At 66.1% G+C, this 17,218-nt stretch carries 17 protein-coding genes and 2 pseudogenes; 4 read left to right on the top strand and 15 right to left on the bottom strand.

Annotated elements, in window-relative coordinates:
- The first annotated feature begins 94 nt into the window (after positions 1-94).
- Together ACO2SS_RS25685 and ACO2SS_RS25680 are read left to right on the top strand one after the other, a co-directional pair.
- Positions 95-730, top strand: coding sequence for a TetR/AcrR family transcriptional regulator (locus ACO2SS_RS25685; protein WP_423280704.1), 636 nt, complete (start codon positions 95-97; stop codon positions 728-730).
- 115 nt (positions 731-845) lie between these two features.
- On the top strand, positions 846-2,228 hold the full coding sequence (locus tag ACO2SS_RS25680; RefSeq protein WP_423280703.1) for a transposase: 1,383 nt from the start codon (positions 846-848) through the stop codon (positions 2,226-2,228).
- Between the two features lie 252 nt (positions 2,229-2,480).
- On the opposite strand, the pseudogene ACO2SS_RS25675 reads toward ACO2SS_RS25680, so the two are convergent.
- From ACO2SS_RS25675 to ACO2SS_RS25665, 3 genes and pseudogenes are all read right to left on the bottom strand, one after another.
- Positions 2,481-2,686 (bottom strand): annotated as a pseudogene (locus ACO2SS_RS25675) (L,D-transpeptidase); the annotation flags it as partial.
- Positions 2,687-2,730: 44 nt separating this feature from the next.
- Positions 2,731-2,898, bottom strand: a pseudogene (locus tag ACO2SS_RS25670) (alpha/beta fold hydrolase); the annotation flags it as partial.
- Positions 2,899-2,948: 50 nt separating this feature from the next.
- The gene (locus ACO2SS_RS25665) at positions 2,949-3,077 is read right to left on the bottom strand and encodes a hypothetical protein (protein WP_423280702.1); all 129 of its coding nucleotides are present in this window, start codon (positions 3,075-3,077) and stop codon (positions 2,949-2,951) included.
- Positions 3,078-3,154: 77 nt separating this feature from the next.
- Here ACO2SS_RS25665 and ACO2SS_RS25660 point away from each other — a divergent pair, with 77 nt between their 5' ends.
- Positions 3,155-3,550: an alpha/beta fold hydrolase gene (locus ACO2SS_RS25660; RefSeq protein WP_423280701.1), complete on the top strand. Its 396-nt coding sequence runs from the start codon at positions 3,155-3,157 to the stop codon at positions 3,548-3,550.
- Positions 3,551-3,971: 421 nt separating this feature from the next.
- Positions 3,972-5,042: an amidohydrolase family protein gene (locus tag ACO2SS_RS25655; RefSeq protein WP_423280700.1), complete on the top strand. Its 1,071-nt coding sequence runs from the start codon at positions 3,972-3,974 to the stop codon at positions 5,040-5,042.
- Between the two features lie 73 nt (positions 5,043-5,115).
- Here ACO2SS_RS25655 and ACO2SS_RS25650 read toward each other — a convergent pair whose 3' ends face one another.
- From ACO2SS_RS25650 to ACO2SS_RS25595, 12 genes are all read right to left on the bottom strand, one after another.
- Positions 5,116-7,236, bottom strand: a complete 2,121-nt coding sequence (locus ACO2SS_RS25650; RefSeq protein ID WP_423280699.1) for a molybdopterin cofactor-binding domain-containing protein — start codon at positions 7,234-7,236, stop codon at positions 5,116-5,118.
- On the bottom strand, positions 7,233-7,703 hold the full coding sequence (locus tag ACO2SS_RS25645; RefSeq protein ID WP_423280698.1) for a (2Fe-2S)-binding protein: 471 nt from the start codon (positions 7,701-7,703) through the stop codon (positions 7,233-7,235). The genes ACO2SS_RS25650 and ACO2SS_RS25645 overlap by 4 nt, the downstream gene beginning before the upstream one ends.
- A 235-nt stretch (positions 7,704-7,938) precedes the next feature.
- Positions 7,939-8,907 (bottom strand): quinone oxidoreductase family protein, encoded by a 969-nt coding sequence (locus ACO2SS_RS25640; RefSeq protein WP_423280697.1) that lies wholly within the window; start codon positions 8,905-8,907, stop codon positions 7,939-7,941.
- 132 nt (positions 8,908-9,039) lie between these two features.
- Positions 9,040-9,936 carry a polysaccharide deacetylase family protein gene (locus tag ACO2SS_RS25635; protein ID WP_423280696.1) on the bottom strand — a complete coding sequence of 299 codons (897 nt, stop codon included), beginning with the start codon at positions 9,934-9,936 and terminating at the stop codon, positions 9,040-9,042.
- A gap of 62 nt (positions 9,937-9,998) precedes the next feature.
- Positions 9,999-10,703: an ABC transporter ATP-binding protein gene (locus tag ACO2SS_RS25630; protein WP_423280695.1), complete on the bottom strand. Its 705-nt coding sequence runs from the start codon at positions 10,701-10,703 to the stop codon at positions 9,999-10,001.
- A complete protein-coding gene (locus tag ACO2SS_RS25625; protein ID WP_423280694.1) occupies positions 10,696-11,454 on the bottom strand; it encodes an ABC transporter ATP-binding protein in 759 nt (252 codons plus the stop codon). Before ACO2SS_RS25625 ends, ACO2SS_RS25630 begins: the two co-directional genes overlap by 8 nt.
- A gap of 30 nt (positions 11,455-11,484) precedes the next feature.
- The gene (locus ACO2SS_RS25620) at positions 11,485-12,741 is read right to left on the bottom strand and encodes an ABC transporter substrate-binding protein (protein ID WP_423280693.1); all 1,257 of its coding nucleotides are present in this window, start codon (positions 12,739-12,741) and stop codon (positions 11,485-11,487) included.
- A gap of 14 nt (positions 12,742-12,755) precedes the next feature.
- The gene (locus ACO2SS_RS25615; protein WP_423280692.1) at positions 12,756-13,739 is read right to left on the bottom strand and encodes a branched-chain amino acid ABC transporter permease; all 984 of its coding nucleotides are present in this window, start codon (positions 13,737-13,739) and stop codon (positions 12,756-12,758) included.
- Positions 13,739-14,596: a branched-chain amino acid ABC transporter permease gene (locus ACO2SS_RS25610; protein WP_423280691.1), complete on the bottom strand. Its 858-nt coding sequence runs from the start codon at positions 14,594-14,596 to the stop codon at positions 13,739-13,741. The genes ACO2SS_RS25615 and ACO2SS_RS25610 overlap by 1 nt, the downstream gene beginning before the upstream one ends.
- A gap of 114 nt (positions 14,597-14,710) precedes the next feature.
- Positions 14,711-15,598 carry a polysaccharide deacetylase family protein gene (locus tag ACO2SS_RS25605; protein ID WP_423280690.1) on the bottom strand — a complete coding sequence of 296 codons (888 nt, stop codon included), beginning with the start codon at positions 15,596-15,598 and terminating at the stop codon, positions 14,711-14,713.
- 1 nt (position 15,599) lies between these two features.
- A complete protein-coding gene (locus ACO2SS_RS25600; RefSeq protein WP_423280689.1) occupies positions 15,600-16,304 on the bottom strand; it encodes a fumarylacetoacetate hydrolase family protein in 705 nt (234 codons plus the stop codon).
- Positions 16,301-17,197 (bottom strand): polysaccharide deacetylase family protein, encoded by an 897-nt coding sequence (locus ACO2SS_RS25595; RefSeq protein ID WP_423280688.1) that lies wholly within the window; start codon positions 17,195-17,197, stop codon positions 16,301-16,303. Before ACO2SS_RS25595 ends, ACO2SS_RS25600 begins: the two co-directional genes overlap by 4 nt.
- Positions 17,198-17,218: the final 21 nt, after the last annotated feature.

Raw genomic sequence — 17,218 nt, 5'->3', positions numbered from 1 at the left:
CTTCCCCGTCAGGTTAGCCGCCGGTAGAGTCAGAAGCAACCCTCTCCGCGGCTGCTCCTTTCAGGGCCTGCACCGGAACTGCTTGAGGCTCAGAGTGTCTGACGAGACGACCCAAACAGCACGGGATGCCCGAAGCGCATTCGACCGCGCCGATCAGCGAAGAAGAAAGCAAGATGCCGTTCTTCGCGTGGCCGCACAGGCGTTCAATCGGCGAGGATTTGCGAATACGTCAATGGACGATGTTGCTGCCGCCCTCGGCGTATCGAAGCCGACGCTCTATCAGTACTTCAGGAGCAAGCAGGAGGTATTATATCGCTGCCATCAGCTTGCCATGGACCATGGCGAGGCTGGGCTCGCCCTTGCTCAGGCACAAGGAGGAAGCGGGTTCGAGAGGTTGGCGACTTACCTCGACCGCTACATGCGGGGGATCTTCGGGGATTTCGGCACCTGTCCTGTCCTGACGGACGTTGATTCGCTCGCGCCTGGTCAGCGCGACGAGGTCGTCGCAAGGCGGGCGCGGATCAGTGCGGCGACGGCGGACCTTATCCGGGAGGGGGTGGCGGACGGGAGCATTGTCGAATGCGACCCCAAGCTTGCGACTCTGTTCGCGCTCGGGGCCGTCAACTGGATCCCGCTCTGGTATCGAGAGACGGGGCCGAACACCCCGGACGAGATCACGCGTGCATTTCTGACCCTACTAGGTTCTGGATTTGCGAAACCTCGACCGTAACTGCAGGCCAATTGTAAGTGAAATCGTTCGGCTCCGCGCCGATACCGTTGAAGAAGTCGGCGTTGCTGCGGGTGTGAAGTCCTGATTCAGTCGTTCTCGGATGGAGGGCGGCGGGATGATGGGCGAACGGCGGGTTGCGCAGGAAGCGCTGTTCTACGAGTTCAGCCTGGAGCGGCATGTCCCGGCCGGCCACCTCCTGCGCGCGATCGACCGGGTCGTCGATCTATCAGGTCTGCGGGCGCATCTGCAGCCGTTCTACAGCGAGATGGGGCGGCCCTCGATCGATCCCGAACTGATGATCCGGATGCTGATCATCGGCTACTGCTTCGGCATCCGGTCCGAGCGCAGGCTCTGCGACGAGGTCCACCTGAACCTCGCGTATCGGTGGTTCTGCCGGCTCGGGCTCGAGGGAGCGGTCCCGGACCACTCGACCTTCTCGAAGAACCGGCACGGCCGCTTCCGCGATAGCGATCTCCTGCGCGAGCTGTTCGAGACAACCGTCCGCCGCTGCATCGACGAAGGGCTCGTCGGCGGCGAGGGCTTTGCGGTCGACGCGAGCCTGATCCGGGCCGACGCCAACCGGCAGCGCTCCGCAGGAGGGTCGGAGACTGTCGATCGGGACGAACTCGCCCGGACGCGCCGGTCGGTGCGCGAGTACCTCGATACGCTTGATGAAGCCGCTTGGGGCGCAGCGAGCAAGGTCACGCCGAAGTTCGTCTCCCGTTCCGATCCGGCGGCACAATGGACGGGCGCCCTGAAGGGGCATGCCTTCTTCGCCTACGCGACCAACTACCTGATCGATCTCGACCACGCCGTCATCATTGACGTCGAGGCGAGCCGCGCCATCCGGCAGGCCGAGGTCGGATCGGCCCGCACTATGATCGCCCGGACGCAGGACCGCTTCGGCCTCTGGCCCGCCCGGCTCGCCGCCGACAGCGCCTATGGCTCGGCCGAGAACCTCGCCTGGCTGGTCCACGAGCGTGGGATCGAGCCGCACATTCCCGTCTTCGACAAGAGCGAGCGCCGCGACGGCACGTTCAGCCGGTCCGACTTCGCCTACGACCACGCCAACGACCGTTATACCTGCCCGGCTGGAAAGCCGCTCCGGCAGCGCCAGAAGGTCTATCGAACCGAGCGCCCGCTCGTCGATGAGAATGGGCTCATGCGCTATCACGCCAGCAAGTTCGACTGTGACCCTTGCGAGCTGAAGCCGCGGTGCACGCCCAACGCACCCGCCCGCAAGATCCTGCGTTCCATCCACGAGGGTGCCCGCGACATGGCCCGGGACCTCGCGCTGACCGAGGAGTACGTCACCTCGCGGCGGCAGAGGAAGAAGGTTGAGATGCTCTTCGCCCACCTCAAACGCATCCTGAAGCTCGACCGGCTCCGCCTCAGAGGTCCGAACGGCGCCAGAGACGAGTTCCACCTCGCCGCCACGGCCCAGAACCTCCGCAAGCTCGCCAAGCTGGTCCCGATGCCCACGCCGGCCCTGGCGTGAGGCTCAGGCCTGCCTACTCTCCGGAGCCAACGCCCGGGCCGGTCAGCAGCCCAGAACCGACTTCTTCAACGGTATCCGCCAGAACCGGACATGAAGTCCTTGCCCGAAAGCGGACCTCAGCGACGCGGTCGCACTGAGGCCGGTTTCGACCCAACGCGTAACCTCGGCAGGAGCGCTCATGGGAGGGCCGACTAGCCTCAATTGACCGACGCTGGCGGAGAGCTACCTGTTCGGCTTCGAGTGATGCTTAAATTAGAGCAGACGTGTCTCGTCCAGCTGTCCCTGCTCACCGGGCGCTGTCGCGAAGGTCTCCAGCGGCGCGACGTGCTGGTCGGGCCGCAGCAACACGACCTTGGTGTCTACGGCACGCGCCCGTAAAGGCCGATGACGTCCTGGTTGAACATCCGGATGCCGCCGGACGAGATGTTCGTGCTGATGGCATACGGCTCAGTCGTTCCCGTGGAAGCAACTCAAACTGATGCGGATACCTGTTCGTGCCGCTGCTGAAACGCGCAGCCAGCAGCGGCATCACATGGTGCCATTCCCACCATGTTTCCGGCCAGCCGTGAAGAAGAAGGATCGGCGGGCCTGAGTCCCCGGTGACGGCGTTGATCTTGATGCCATTCACCGGCACCAGCTGCTGGGTAAAACCGTTCAAAGTCGCGACCATGATCGCTTTCCAGTCGATGTTGACGCTCGAGCAGAGCTCGCGGCCAGTGCTCAGCGCTGGTTGAACTCGGTGGTGCTCAGGCCGCCGCGAAGTGTCATCCCGGCCATGATCGACCAGTCCTTCTCTCCGAAGCCCGCTGAGACAGCCTTGCTGAGCCCCTCGCGGACGGCCTCAAGCATCGGGAGCGTGCGTCCGATCTGGTTGTTGGCCTCGGCCGCCAGGCCGGAGCGAAGCCGAGGAGAAAGCCGGCCGCCAATTGATCGAGACGCTCAGGTCGCAAGGCGTCGCCCAGACGATGGGGAAGCTCGTCGCTTTCTGGTACACGGACGAGTTTGTCAGGACGCACCCGCGTGCCTTGCAAGACCGGCTCGCTCATGTCACCAGCATCAACGAGGACGTCTTCATCCGCACGTACGAGCTCTACACGCGAACCGAGATCGCGCCGTGGCTCGCGCACATCCAGGCTCCAACGCTGGTCATAACGGGCGAGTTCGCCCGGGGCGCGTCGGGTCACACCGCCAGGGCGACCGCCGCGATGCTCCCCAGCTCCGAACTCGTCATCATTGACGGGATGAAGAACGGCATCTTGACCGAGGTTCCGGACCGTGTTGCCGACGAGATCGCGGCCTTTCTGAAGCGGCACTCCGCCTAGAGCATGCTGTGATTAGACGGCAGCGTATCCTGAGCTTCTGAGGTAGTTGGCGCATTCGGTTGGCGAGAATGCGTCGAGGAGGTGTCCGACCTTTCGCCCGGGCGCCTCGACGGTGCGCGGCTCCGCGCGTCTTATTAGATGCTTGAGCTTGGCGAAGAGCTGTTCGATCGGGTTCGGTTGACGGACCCTACCTTCAGGAAAGAGGCCTCTCGGGAGGCGAGTCAGAGGGGATGCCGGTGTTCGACAGTCCCGCGCTGGCAGCGAGACTTGCCAGCCTGATGGCAATCATCAATACCGGCGCGGCCGTATCTACCTGCCGCTCGCCTCACTTCGGGCAACGAAGAGATCATCGCGCGGCGTCTCGACGACTTCTCCCTGGCCGCAGGCCCCGACTACTTCAGCCAAGTTCCCAGGAGTTGTAATGGCGGAAATCTGGAACAATTACGATCCGACGGCGGCGCGCAGCCATCCTAAGCCGGGGCGGTCCCATCGCCCGAAAGGGCCGACAATCGACATCCACGCCCATGTCGCTGTGCCTGCCGCGGGCCAGTTCATGGCGCCGCATGTGGATCCCGGGGCGACGCCGCTCGCGCGCTGGCAGTCGGATCACAGCCGCGCGGTCAGCGCCAAGCAGGAAGGCGACCTGAAGACCCGCATCACGCCGGCGGGCTTCGACGAGCGCCTGAGAAACCTCGATGCGATGGGCATCGACATCCAGGTCGTCATGCCGCCGCCACCGCAGTGCTACTATGCGGCGCCGGTCGAGATCGGCGTGAAGGCGGCGCAGATGGTCAACGAGGGCATGGCGGAGTTCGTTGCCCGCGCCCCCGACCGGTACGTCGCGCTCGGCACGGTGCCCATGCAAGACGGGCAGGAGGCTGCTCGCGAGCTGGAGCGGGCGCTGAAGGAGTTCGGGCTCAAGGGCGTGCAGGTGCTCACCAACGTCGAAGGCCGCGAGCTTTCCGATCCCGCCTTCGCACCCTTCTGGGCCAAGGCGGAAGAGCTCGGTGCGCTGGTCGTCATCCACCCCAACGGGTTCACGGAAGGCAATCGGTTCGAGCGCTTCTACTTCAACAACGTCATCGGCAACCCGCTCGAGACGACGCTCGCGCTGCATTACCTGATTTTCGACGGCGTGCTGGAGCGGCATCCGAACCTGAAGATCCTCGCCGTGCATGGCGGCGGCTATCTTGGCGCCTACTGGGGGCGCATCGATCACGCCTGGGGAGCGCGCTCCGATTGCCACGCCGACCTGCCGAATCCGCCGACGAGCTACCTGAAGAAGATCTACTTCGACACGGTCGTGTTCACACCCGGGCAGCTCGAAAACCTGGTCGCAACCTGGGGCGCCGATTACGTCCTGATGGGCACCGATTATCCCTTCGACATGGGTGAGTACGACCCGGTCGGGCACATCGTGTCCGCAAAGCTGGACGAATGCCAGTTTGCGGCGATCTGCGGTGGCAACGCGAAGCTGCTCCTGGGGCTCTGAGCGCCCAGGGCGCTCCCGAGGGCTGCGCCCGCCCGGCATTCTGTGAGAGGCCGGCTCTCCCAGCAGCCTAGCCTCAGCCCGCTTCCATCGCGGCCATCAGGCGATCGCGCGTGAGAGGGAGGTCGCGCACGCGGAGGCCCAAGGCATGCGCGAGCGCGTTGCCGATCGAGGCTGCGGTCGGGCCGAGCGAGACCTCCCCGAGACCGAGCGGCGGGTCGTTCGGATCGCCGACAAGCGAGACCTCCACGTCCGGCACCTCGCTGAAGCGCAGGATTCGATAGGTGTCCCAGGTCGAAGTCGCGACCGTTCCCTCCTCGAGCCGGACCTGCTCCTTCGTCGCCCAACTCACAGCCTGGATGATGCCGCCCTCGATCTGGTTGATCGCGCCGTCCGGGTTGATGACGAGCCCGGCATCCACGGCAGCCCAGAGGCGGGTGACGCGGAGTTCCTCCTCCACCTCGACCTCCGCCACGATCGCCGCGTAGGCGGCGTGGTTCTTGTAGCGGCTGAAGGCGATGCCGCGGCCGGATCCCGCCCCGCCTTCCTGGCCGGGCTGCCAGCCCGCCATCTCGGCTGCGCGCTCGATTACGCGCCGCCCGCGCGGGTCGCTCATCATCGATAGCCGGTACGCCACCGGATCGCGGCCGGCCCGCATGGCGATCTCGTCGATCGTGCTCTCGATCGCGAAGACGTTCGCGAGCGTGCCGAGTCCGCGCAGGGCCGAGGTGCGGACGGGCGGCCTGGGAACGAGTCGATGGACGATGCGCTGCGGCGGCAGGTCGTAGAGCGCCAGCGAGTTGCGGGTGGCGCCGCCCCCCCGCTCGTCCGGGAGGTCCTTGCCCGGCGATCGCGGCCAGGGATGCCCGAGTGCCTCGGCCGACAGCAGGTGAACCTCGCCGCCGGCTCCGGGACGACTGACATGGGTGGGGCTGGTGACGGTCAGCGTCCAGTCGAGGACGCGGCCGGTTTCATCGCACCCGGCATCCACCTCGACCACCATCGCGGCTCCGAAGGGGGAGGCAGAAAGCTCGTCCTCGCGCATCCAGAGGACGCGGATCGGGGTGCCGGGCTTCCGGACCGCGACCAGCGCGGCGTCGAGCGCCACGTCGTCGGCGCCGTTATGGCCATAGCAGCCGGCGCCCTGGACGTGGTGCACGGCGACGCTGCCTGGCGGGAGGCCGAGCACGCGGGCGATGGAGGCGCCGAGCGGGCCGACGCCCTGGCTATGGCTCCAGACGTCCATGCGTCCGTCCCGGAAGAGCGCGAGCGCGCAGGACGGGCCGATCGAGGCATGGGCCAGATAGGGCCGCGAATAGCGGGCGCCGAGCCGGAAGGCGGCTCCCGGCTCGGGCCGGTTGGCGGGGCCGATCTGGCGGTCGATCGTCGGCTGCGACAGCAGCCACGATGCCTCCTGCTGCTCGGGCCGGAGCGGCTCGCCGCCGGACCATTCGAGACGCTGCCAGGCGCGCCCGAGCGCCGCCGCGCAGGCCGTCTCGTCGGGCGACACGAAGGCGAGATAATCGCCGTCGCGCACGACCTCGACCCCCGGTCCGGCCACCTTGGCCAGTACCTCCTCCGGGCTCGCGAGCCGTGCACCCGGCCAGGGCCGGTGCACGATGCGGGCGTGAAGCATCCCCGGCGGTGCCAGGTCGTGGATGAAGCCGCCGCTGAACACCTTGGCCGGTAGGTCGAGCCGGCGTTCGCTCCTTCCGACCACGCTGTATTCGGCCGGGCGCTTCGTCGGGACGGAGCCGGTCGCGGTCGCGGTGAGGTCGATCGACCCAGCGAGCGACCAGTAATCGAGCCCCGTCGGCTGTCCGGCCCGCCGGATCTCCCCCGCTTCGACCGCGAGCTCCTCCGGTTCGGTCCCGAGCCGGGACGCGGCGCTCTCCAGCAGGCGCGCATGCACCTCCGCGCAGACGAGGCGGATCGCGCCGCCGCCGATCTCCACCGATAGCGACCCCGCCGTGAAGCCCTCGGCCGGCGAAAGTTCGGTATCGCCGGATACGACCTTGATCTGGCGCGGCTCTAGGTCGAGTTCCTCAGCCGCAATCTGGCGTAGCGCCGTGAGGATGCCCTGGCCGATCTCGACCTTCCCGGTCTTCAGCGTGACGGTGCGGTCCGGCTCGAAGGCGAGCCACTGATCGAGCCGCGGATTGTCGACGAGGCTCTGCGGCAGCGCGTTCCGGATCATCGTGCATCGCCCTCGCGCAGCATGGCGGCTGCGCGCTCGACCGCACGGATTGCCCGGACATGGATACCGCAGCGGCAGAGATTCGGTTCGAGCGCAGCCTTGATCTCCTCGCGTGAGGGCGACGCCGTCCGCGCCAGCAGGGCCGCGGCCGAGATCTGGATGCCGGACAGGCAATAGCCGCACTGGCCGGCCTGTTCCTCGAGGAGCGCGGCCTGGATCGGATGAGGCGCGGCTTCGTTGCCGAGCCCTTCGACGGTCGTCACCGCCCGGCGCCCGACGGCCGAGACGGGCAGCGTGCAGGAATAGGCGGGGACGCCGTCCAGCAGAACCATGCAGGCGCCGCAGCGCTCGTGGCCGCAGCCGAAGCGTGGCGAGGTGAGGCCCAGCTCGTTGCGCAGGACAGCCAGGAGCGGGACATCGGGATCGTCCGCGACCTGGCGGTCGGCACCGTTGACGTTGAGCTGCATCTCTGCCTCGCATTCCAAGCGGATCGGTCGTGCCGGCCTTATGTGGCGCCCCTAGAGCGCCAGCCCGGGAAGGAGCCGAAGGGCAGCCGCAATGGCTCCTCGCACGAGCACCTCCCGGCCCGGCGCTTGACGGGCGCGAGCCGTCCCGGCGCCCCGATGCCTCCGCCCCATGAGCGTCTCGGCGCTGCCCGCTGGCGACGGCTGGACCCCGGATGGGCACCCAGCCGGTCTGTCTCTACGGGACGAGCAACACCTTCCCGAAATGCCCGTTCGACTTCATGTGGGCGAGGGCATCCTTAACATCGTCGAGCCGGAAGGAGCGGTCGACGGGCAACCGCAGCTCGCCTTTCCCGACCGCATCCCACAGGTCCTCGCGCATCTTGCGGTTGATCTCGCGGACTTCCTCGACCGAGCGGGTCCGGAAGGTGACGCCGATATAGCTGATGCGCTTCAGGGCATGCAGGTCGTAGTCGAACTCGCCCGTGGCGCCGCCGAGCCGGCCGACATTGACGACGCGGCCGAGCACGGCCGCGGCCCGCATGTTGCCGTTCGCGACCGAGGCCGAGACCTGGTCGATGATGACATTGACGCCCTTGCCGCCAGTGATCTCCAGCACCCGGTCCGGCCAAGCGGGATCGCTCGTGTCGAGCGTGTGGGTCGCCCCGAACTCGGCCAGCCGTGCCCGCCGGTCCGCGTTGGTCGAGGTGCCGATCACGATCGAGGCGCCTCGCCGCCTGGCGATCTGGAGCGCCATGAGCCCGACGCCGGAGCTCGCGCCCTGGACCATGATGGTTTCGCCCGGCTGGAGGCGGCCGTTCGTCACCACGGCGTCGTGCATGGTCTGGAGCGCCATCGGCAGCGTCGTCGCGGTCTCGAAGGACATGCCAGCCGGCACCGGCGAGCAGCGGCCGAAATCGGTCGCGGCATATTCCGCGTAGCCGCCCGAGCCCGAGCACATGACGCGGTCACCCACCTTGAAGCCCCGCACCTCCGCGCCAGCCTCGACGATCTCGCCCGCCCATTCGAGGCCCGGAATGGTGCCCGGGCCACCGATCGCGCCATGCGCATGGCCCGACGCCACCGCGAGATCCGCCCGGTTCAGCGAGGCGGCCTTCACCCTGACGAGAATTTCGTTCGGTTTCGGCTTGGGCTCCGGCGCGTCCTGCACGACGAGTCCGGATCCAGTGACAACCGCAGCTTTCAAGCCGCTCTCCCTGTTCTCACTTCGACGACCGGCCGCGGCCGGTGATCTTCCCGTGCCTGGTATCGTGATGCGGGCGCCGCGCAACGTGGAAAAGCTGCCAGCCCTCGAGCACCGAGTGTCCCGGGGCGCTTGTCATCCCTTTGCCGGTACCTGCGAACGGTACCAGTCCAGGATCTCCGCTCCCGTCCACATGACGACACCCTCGTGTCCGAGAATGTAGTCATAGAGTTGTTCCAGGTACTTGATCCGGTGCGGCACGCCCGTGAGATAGGGGTGGATCGAGATCGCCATCACGCGCGGCGTCTTCGCGCCCTCGAGATAGAGGCGGTCGAACTGGTCGCGGCCGCGTCGCAGGATTTCGTCGGACGGCTGCTGCTGCACGGCCGAGATAACCACGTCGTTGATCTCGACGGTGTAGGGCACCGACACGATCTCGCCCGCGCGGGTCTGAAGCGGCACAGGCTGGTCGTCCAGTACCCAGTCGGCGACATATTCGATCCCTGCCTCGGCCAGGAGGTCGAGGGTTTCGTCCGTCTCGGTCAGGCCCGGGCTCTCCCAGCCGCGCGGCGGCCTGCCGGTGCACTCACGAATTGCGGCGACGGTATCGGCGATCGCGGCCTTCTGGTCCTCCACCCGATGCATCGGGCGCTGGATGAAGCCGTGCCCCATGAAGTCCCAGCCGGCGTCGCGGGCCGCCTCGCACGCCTCCCGGTAGACCTCGCAGGCAGTGCCGTTAACGGCGAAGGACGCCCGGAGCCCGCGCGAGGACAGCGTCTCCAAGAAACGCCAGAAGCCGACGCGCATTCCGTATTCGTGCCAGGCCCAGTTCGGAACATCCGGCAGGAGCGGCTGCCCCATGGGGGGCGGCAGCACCGCGCGCGGCATGGGGCCGTTCGGGCTCCAGTTCTCGACGTTGACGATCGTCCAGACCGCGACGCGGGCCTCGCCGGGGAGCTTCAGCGGCGCGCGCTTGTGGATCGGCGTGTAGTCGACGCGCCGGCGGATGCTGGCGCCGATATCCTCGGCCATGAAGGCTCCCTTACCTGGCCGCTCGCATCGCAGCCGCTTTCACCCGGAACGGCGGGCTTTTCTCAATGCACCCCAAGGAAGCGAGTGAGCGCCTCAGGCTGCTGTTCGATCGACGCCGCCTCCGCCTCGAACACGACCTTGCCGGTTTCCAGCACATAAACCCGGTCGGCGACGGCTAATGCGCTGTACAGGTTCTGTTCCACCAGGAGGATCGCCAGGCCTTCCTTCTTCAGCTCCGCGATAATCTTCTCCAGATGCTGCACCATCACCGGGGCGAGGCCCTCCGAGGGCTCGTCCATCAGCACGAGTTCGGGATCGATCATCAGCGCGCGGGCGACCGCAAGCATCTGCCGTTCGCCGCCCGACAACTCGTTTCCGCGGTTTGCCCTGCGCTCGGCCAGCCGGGGAAACAGGCCAAAGGCGCGTTCCACGGTCCAGCCATGCTTCGCGCTGGCGGGCTTCAGCATCGTCAGGTGCTCGGTCACGGTGAGCGACGAAAAGAGGCGCCGCCCTTGCGGAACGAGGGCGATCTTCCGCTTGGCGATCTCGTGCGGCTTCAGACCCGTCAGGGTCTCGCCGCGCCAGGTGACGTTGCCCTTCCGAACCTGCGGCGTACTCAACCCCATGATCGAGCGTATGAGGCTCGTCTTGCCCATGCCATTACGACCGAGGAGGGCGACAACTTCGCCGTCCTGAACGGTCACCGATGCGCCGTGCAGCACATGCGCATCGCCGTAGAAGCTATGGATGTCGCGGACCTCAAGCATGGTGGCGAGCCCGTCCGAGATAGACGTCCTGGATGTCGGTGTTGGCTCGGATGTCCGCGGGCGCGCCCTCGGCCAGGAAGCGGCCGTTGTTCAGGCAGGTGACCCAATCGACGAGCGATAGGACAAGGTCCATGTCGTGCTCGATCAGCACGATGGTGATGTCGGATGGGAGCGAGCGGATCACGTCTGCGACGATCACCCGCTCGGAGGGCGACAGACCCGCCGCCGGCTCGTCAAGGAGGAGGAGCCGGGGGTTGGTGGCAAGCGTCATCGCCATTTCGAGCTGCCGCTGCTCCCCGTAGGACAACTCGCGGACGAGTGTCTCGGCGCGGCCGACGAGCCGCGACAACCCCAGCGAGCGCTCCGCCCGCTCCCGTTCCTCCGGCGTGAACGCCGTCGAGCCGAACAGCGAGAACTTCCGGGGCCCAAGGCCACGGATCGCGATCTCCATGTTCTGCCGAACCGTGAGGCTCGGGAACAGGTTCGTGATCTGGAAGGTACGGCTCATCCCGAGTCCGGCCCGGCGATGCGGCGGCAGGCGCGTCACGTCACGGCCTTCGAAGGTGATCCGGCCGGACGTTGCCTTCACGACGCCTGTCACGGCGTTGAAGAGGGTCGTCTTGCCGGCACCGTTCGGTCCGATGACAGCGCGGCGCTCGCCGCGCTTGACGTCGAGGGAGATGCCGTCGACGGCCCGGAGGCCGCCGAAGCGCACGCCGACATCGTCCAGCCTGAGAAGCGCGTCCGCCACCGCGTCGGTTCCTATCCTGGCCGTATCGGATCAGCCCTTCTTGACGCCCTGGAAGTCACGCGAGTAGGGCGGCTGCTTCATGTAGGTCGCCGGGTCGTATTTCCAGAACTGCGAGACCTGCGAATAGGTCTCGACAGGCACGTTCCAGAACTTGCCCTCGGCATTCTTGACGACTTTGCGGACGAAGACGTCGTAGATCGGGTTGCCGAACTCGTCGAAGCGCACCGGCTTGCCGAGCGGGCTCTCCGGCAGGTCGGTCTTCAGCACCGTGTCCAGAAAGGCATCGCGTTCCTCGACCTTGCCACCCACGGCGGCCATCGCCTTGGCGACCCACATCGCGCCCACATAATGCGAGAAGGCGTAGAGCGACGGGATCTTGTTGTACTTCGCGGAGTAGGCCTTCACGAAGGCCTGGGTGGCGGGAAGGTCTGCGCCCTCGCAGAAATGAGCGGTGGTGACCATGCCCTCGCATTCCGCCCCCATGGTCCGAATGACCGACTGGTCGGCCGCGTTCTGCGAGCCGAGGAGCGGGATCTGACCCTTCAGGCCGAAGCTCGCATATTGCTGGATGAGACGCGTCGAATCCGCGCCCGTTTCCATCGCGAAGACGGCATCCGGATTGAGGCTGGCGACTTGGCCTAGATAAGGGCTGAAATCGGAGGTGTTCAGCGGGTGCCAGAACTGGCCGATGATGCTTCCGCCACCTTCGGTGAATGTCTGGGCAAAACCGCCGCACTGCTCATGCCCGAACGTGTAGTCCTGGCTGATCATCGCCACTTTCTTGTAGCCCTGCTTCAACGCCCAATCGGCGAGCGGGCGCGAGAACTGGCTTGCCGAGTAACCACCGGCGCGGATCACATTCTTCAGGCGAGAGCGCTGCGTGAGATCGTCCGCTGCGATCACCGGAATGAAATAAGGCGTGCCATTGCCCTTGACGTAATTCGCGACAGCAAGGCCGGTATTCGCAAGCAGGTTTCCGAAGAGCATATCGGCCTTGGCCTGCTCGACGAGGCGGCGTGCCTTCTGGAGTGCGGTATCGGGGTTCGAAGCGTCGTCCTCGACCGTGAGCTCGACCTTCCGGCCGCCCACCTCCATGCCGACGCTCTCCCAGAACATCGTGAAGCCGTCCACGATCTCCCGTCCCCCAGCGGCGACTACGCCCGTGAGCGGCGCCATCAGGCCGATACGGATCGGGGCGGATTGCGCGCGCGCAACCCATGGTGTCGAGAGCGTCGTGGCGCCGGCAGCCAATGTCAGGCCGGTCTTGAGAAAGCCTCTGCGGTCCATGTGAACTCTCTCCTTCAAGGGTTGGTGGAGCGGCGACGCCGCGCGAGCAGGATCCGCGCGCGCCCGACGATCCCTTCCGGCGCGAAGATCATGATCACGATGAAGGTCAGGCCGAGGACGGTCTGCCAACGGGACGTGAAGATGCTGACGACATTCTCAAGGAGAATGATGGCGGTCGCGCCGACAAACGAGCCGAGCAGGGTCCCGACGCCGCCGGTGATCGCCATCAAGAGCCCGGCTACCGACTGCGAGAGTTGCACCGTCGAGGGGCTCACGAAGTCGTTGAACAAGGCGTAGAGCGCACCCGCGATGCCGGCGAAAAACCCTGACACCACGAAGGCGATGAAGAGGTGCAGCGGCACATTGTACCCGAGCGACCTCATGCGGCTTTCGCTGTCGCGGATGCCGCGCAACGTGAGCCCGAAGGGTGAGTGCACGAAACGCCAGAGCGCTATCGTCGCGACGCCTACGACCGCGAGGACGACGTAGTAGAAGCTCACGTGGTCGGCGAAGATTGCGGGGCGCCCGATCCCGCGCAGCCCGTTCTCACCGCCGGTCACGCTCGTCCAGCGCAGGCATACGCCCCAGACGATCATTCCGAGCGCGAGCGTGAGCAGGAGGAAGTAGACTCCCGATGTCCGGATCGCGAGCAGGGCAAAGACGGCCGCGAGAAAGGTTGCCGCTGCTAATCCGAGGAGCACCCCCGCCCAGAGCGGGCCACCGAGATTGGCCGTCCAGTAGATAACGACATACGTGGAGATCCCGAAGATCGCCCCATGTCCGAGCGGCGTGCGGCCCGCGAAGCCGGCCAGGATGTCGATCGCCATCGCCAGCACGCTGAAGATCAGGATCTGCGTCGCGATGGAGACCTGGTAGCCCGGCAGAACGAGCGGCAGGGCCACGAGGCACGCCGCGGCTATAGCAAGCAGGGGGACCAGCCGCGAGAGGGATACCGAGCGCTCCAGCGGCGGGAGCGCCGAGGCGAGGGGGGCGGACATCAGGCGGTCTTCCCAAAGAGGCCAAGAGGACGGAATGCCAGGATGAGCGCCATGGGGCCGAAGATCACGAAATAGGCGAGTTCAGGGAAGAGCACCTGCCCGATCGAGTTGAGGAGGCCGACGAGGAGCGCGCCGACGGCGGCTCCGGCGAGGCTGCCCCGCCCCCCAATGATCACGACCGCAAGCGAGAACACGAGGATCTCGGCATCTGCGCTCGGATACAACGTGAGGAAGGCGCCGCCCACCGCACCGCCAAGACCAGCCAGCGCCGAGCCGAGCATGAAGGTGCCGAGGAAAACGCGGCGGATGTTGATTCCCATTGCCTCGACCATCTCGGGGTCATCCACGCCGGCGCGGATGAGGGCGCCGAGGCGCGTCTTGTTGAGAAGAAGCCAGAGTAAGATGAAGATGACGACGCCGAGGGCGAGCACGAAGAGGCGGTACTTCGGGTAAAAGATCGTCCCGAGCCGTGTTGCCCCGCGCAGAACCTCCGGGACGGGCATCGTGTAAGTGTCGCCGCCCCAGATCACGAGCCCGATGTCGTTCAGCACAAAGGCGACGCCGAGGGTCAGCAGCACCTGCCTGAGCTCGACGCCTCGCACGAAGCGGAGAAGTCCCTGGTCGAGCACGACGCCGAGCGCCGCCACGAAGACCATCGCCGAGAGGGCGCCGAGGACGAAGCTGCCTGTGCGGCTTGCGATCGTGTAGCCGACCAGGCCGCCGAACAGGTAGAGCGCACCATGGGCCAAGTTGACGATGCGTAGGAGGCCAAAGATCAGCGTGAACCCCGAGGCCACGATGAACAGGAGCGCCGCGAAGGTCAGCCCGTTCAGGATCTGAAACAGGTTGACGCCCATCAGATGCTGCCTCTTGCGGCAATCCCGACACCAGAAGCCGCCTGCGCCAGATCGCGAACTACGCCCGCAGCGCTAATGCCGTTGATGATCCAGCGAGGCATGACCGGACGGCCGTCAGGCGCCCGCGAGCGCGTTCGGGCGCTCGGAGAGGTACCAGTCGAGGATCGTCTCGCCCGTCCAGAAGACCACATCGTCGTGCTTCCTGATGTGATCGAAGATCCTACCGAAATGCTTCAGCCGGTGAGGCGCGCCCATGATGTAGGGATGCACGACGAGTGCCATTACGCGCGCCGAGCGCTCGGAATCGGCATAGAGCTGGTCGAACTGGTCGATGGCGCGATCGTAGTATTCGGTCGCCTTGTGATGCTGGATCAGCATCATGGCGACGTCATTGCACTCCTGCGTGTAGGGAACGTTCACGATCGGCTTCGTGCGCGTCTTGAGGACCACCGGCTCGTCGTCCAGCACCCAATCGCAGACATACTCGAAGCCTTCCTCGACCAGGATGTCCGGTGTCTCCCAGGTCTCGGTTAGGCCGGGCCCAAGCCAGCCGCGAGGATCGCGGCCCGTGAAGGCCCGGATGGCATCCTTGGTCTTGCGGATATCCTCGCGCTCGTCCGGCACCTTCTGCATGTTCTTCTGGCCGAAGCCGTGACCGATGAACTCCCAGTTGCGGTCCAGCGCGGCACGCGCGATGGGCTCGTAGGTCTGGATCGCCTTGCCGTTGATCGCCAAAGCGGCCGGGATCGCGTGCCGGTCGAAGACGTCGAGCATGCGCCAGAAGCCGACGCGGTTGCCGTATTCGTGCCAGGCCCAGTTCGGGATGTCCGGCATGGGCGAGCCGCCGGCCGGGGGCGTTAGCACCGTGCGCGGCATCGTCTCCTTCGGGTCCCATTCCTCGATATTGACGATGACCCAGACGACCGTGCGAGCGCCGTTCGGGAGCTTGAGGGGAGGGCGCTCGGTTATCGCGGAATAGGCAAGGCGTTCGGTGGGCAACATGTCAGGACTCGCGTGGTCCGATGGTGATGGTGAGTTCGCCGACGCCTTCGACGCGGCCGTGAATGCGGTCGCCCGGCAGGACAGGCCCGACGCCGGCGGGCGTTCCGGTCATGATGAGGTCGCCCGGGGCCAGCGCATAGGATGTCGAGAGGTTCGCGATGATCTCCGGGACGTTCCAGATCATCTCCGCGATGTCGCCGCGCTGCTTCTCGGTGCCGTTCACGGCGAGCGTAATGGCGCCCGAAGCAGGGTGGCCGATGGCGGAGACGAGATGGATCGGCCCGCAGGGAGCGGATGCGTCGAAGGCCTTGCCGCGCTCCCAGGGGAGCATCTTGGATCGCATGTCGCGCTGCTGGTCGCGCCGCGTGAGGTCGATGCCGACCGCGTAGCCGAAGACATGCCCGAGCGCCGCCGTTTTGGCGATATTGCGTCCCCTGGTGCCGATCGCGACGACCAGCTCGATCTCGAACTGGAAGTCGTCGGTGTCAGGAGGATAGGGGATCGTCGCGCCGCCGGGCACGACGGCATCGCTGGGCTTCTGGAAGAAGAACGGTGGATCGCGTTCCTCTCCCTCCTTCATCTCGCGGATGTGCTCGACGTAGTTGCGGCCGACGCAATAGATGCGACGCACGGGAAATCGCTCGGCCGATCCCGCGATTGCGAGCGTCGGCGCCGGCACGACTGGGAGAGCGGACAACGTGTTCATGCGCCCTGCATCTCGGCTGTCTGGTCGTTGTACCACTTGAGTATCTGCTGGCCGGTCCAATGCACGACACCCTCGTGCTCTGAAAGGTAGTCGTAGAGCTGCTCGAGATACTTGATGCGGAACGGCTGGCCCGAGATGTAGGGGTGGACGGCAAGCGACAAGATCTTCGGACGATCGGAGCTCTCCTGATAAAGCCGGTCGAACTGATCGATCGCGCGCTTCTTGAAGTGGTCGCTTTCGTGATGCTGCACCATCATCATGGGGATGTCGTTGAGCTCGACCGTGTAGGGGAGCATCACGAGCGGTCCGTTCGCGGTACGAATTCTGGTCGGCTCGTCGTCGTAGACCCAGTCGCCGATATATCGGATGCCGGCCGCGGCAAGATGGTCCGGCGTATCGAGCGTCTGCGTCAGGCCGGGGCCAAGCCAGCCGACCGGCCTCTCGCCGGTGAAGTTCTCGATCACGTCCAGGGACCGCTTGATCATGGCCTCCTGGTCGGGCTCTTTGTGGATCGGCCCCTGCTCATAGGCGTGGCCCATGAACTCCCAGCCTGCATCCTTCGCCTGCTGAGCGACCCGCGGATAATCCTCGCAGACGCGTGCATTGAGCGACAGCGTGGGCGTGATGTGGCGCGTCTTGTAGAGGTCGAAGAGGCGCCACACGCCCACTCGCATCCCGTATTCGTGCCAGCTCCAGTTCGGCACGTCCGGCAGCAGCGCCGCCCCGGTCGGGGCCGGTATCACCTGCCGCGCCATCGGCTTGGCGATGTCCCACACCTCGAGGTTCACGATGCTCCAGACGATGAGCCTGGCCCCGTCAGGCAGCTTCATCGCCGGACGGTCGACGATGGCGGAGTAGCTGCTCCGCTCGCGCGGCTGCATGGGAGTGTTCATCGCTGGCTTTTGGCGCGCATG

This window comes from Enterovirga sp. CN4-39 (genome assembly GCF_049446235.1).
In the GTDB taxonomy this organism is placed as follows: Bacteria; Pseudomonadota; Alphaproteobacteria; order Rhizobiales; family Beijerinckiaceae; genus Enterovirga.
The sequence above is the reverse complement of the archived record's forward strand: the minus strand, read 5'-3'. Positions and strand labels throughout refer to the sequence as shown.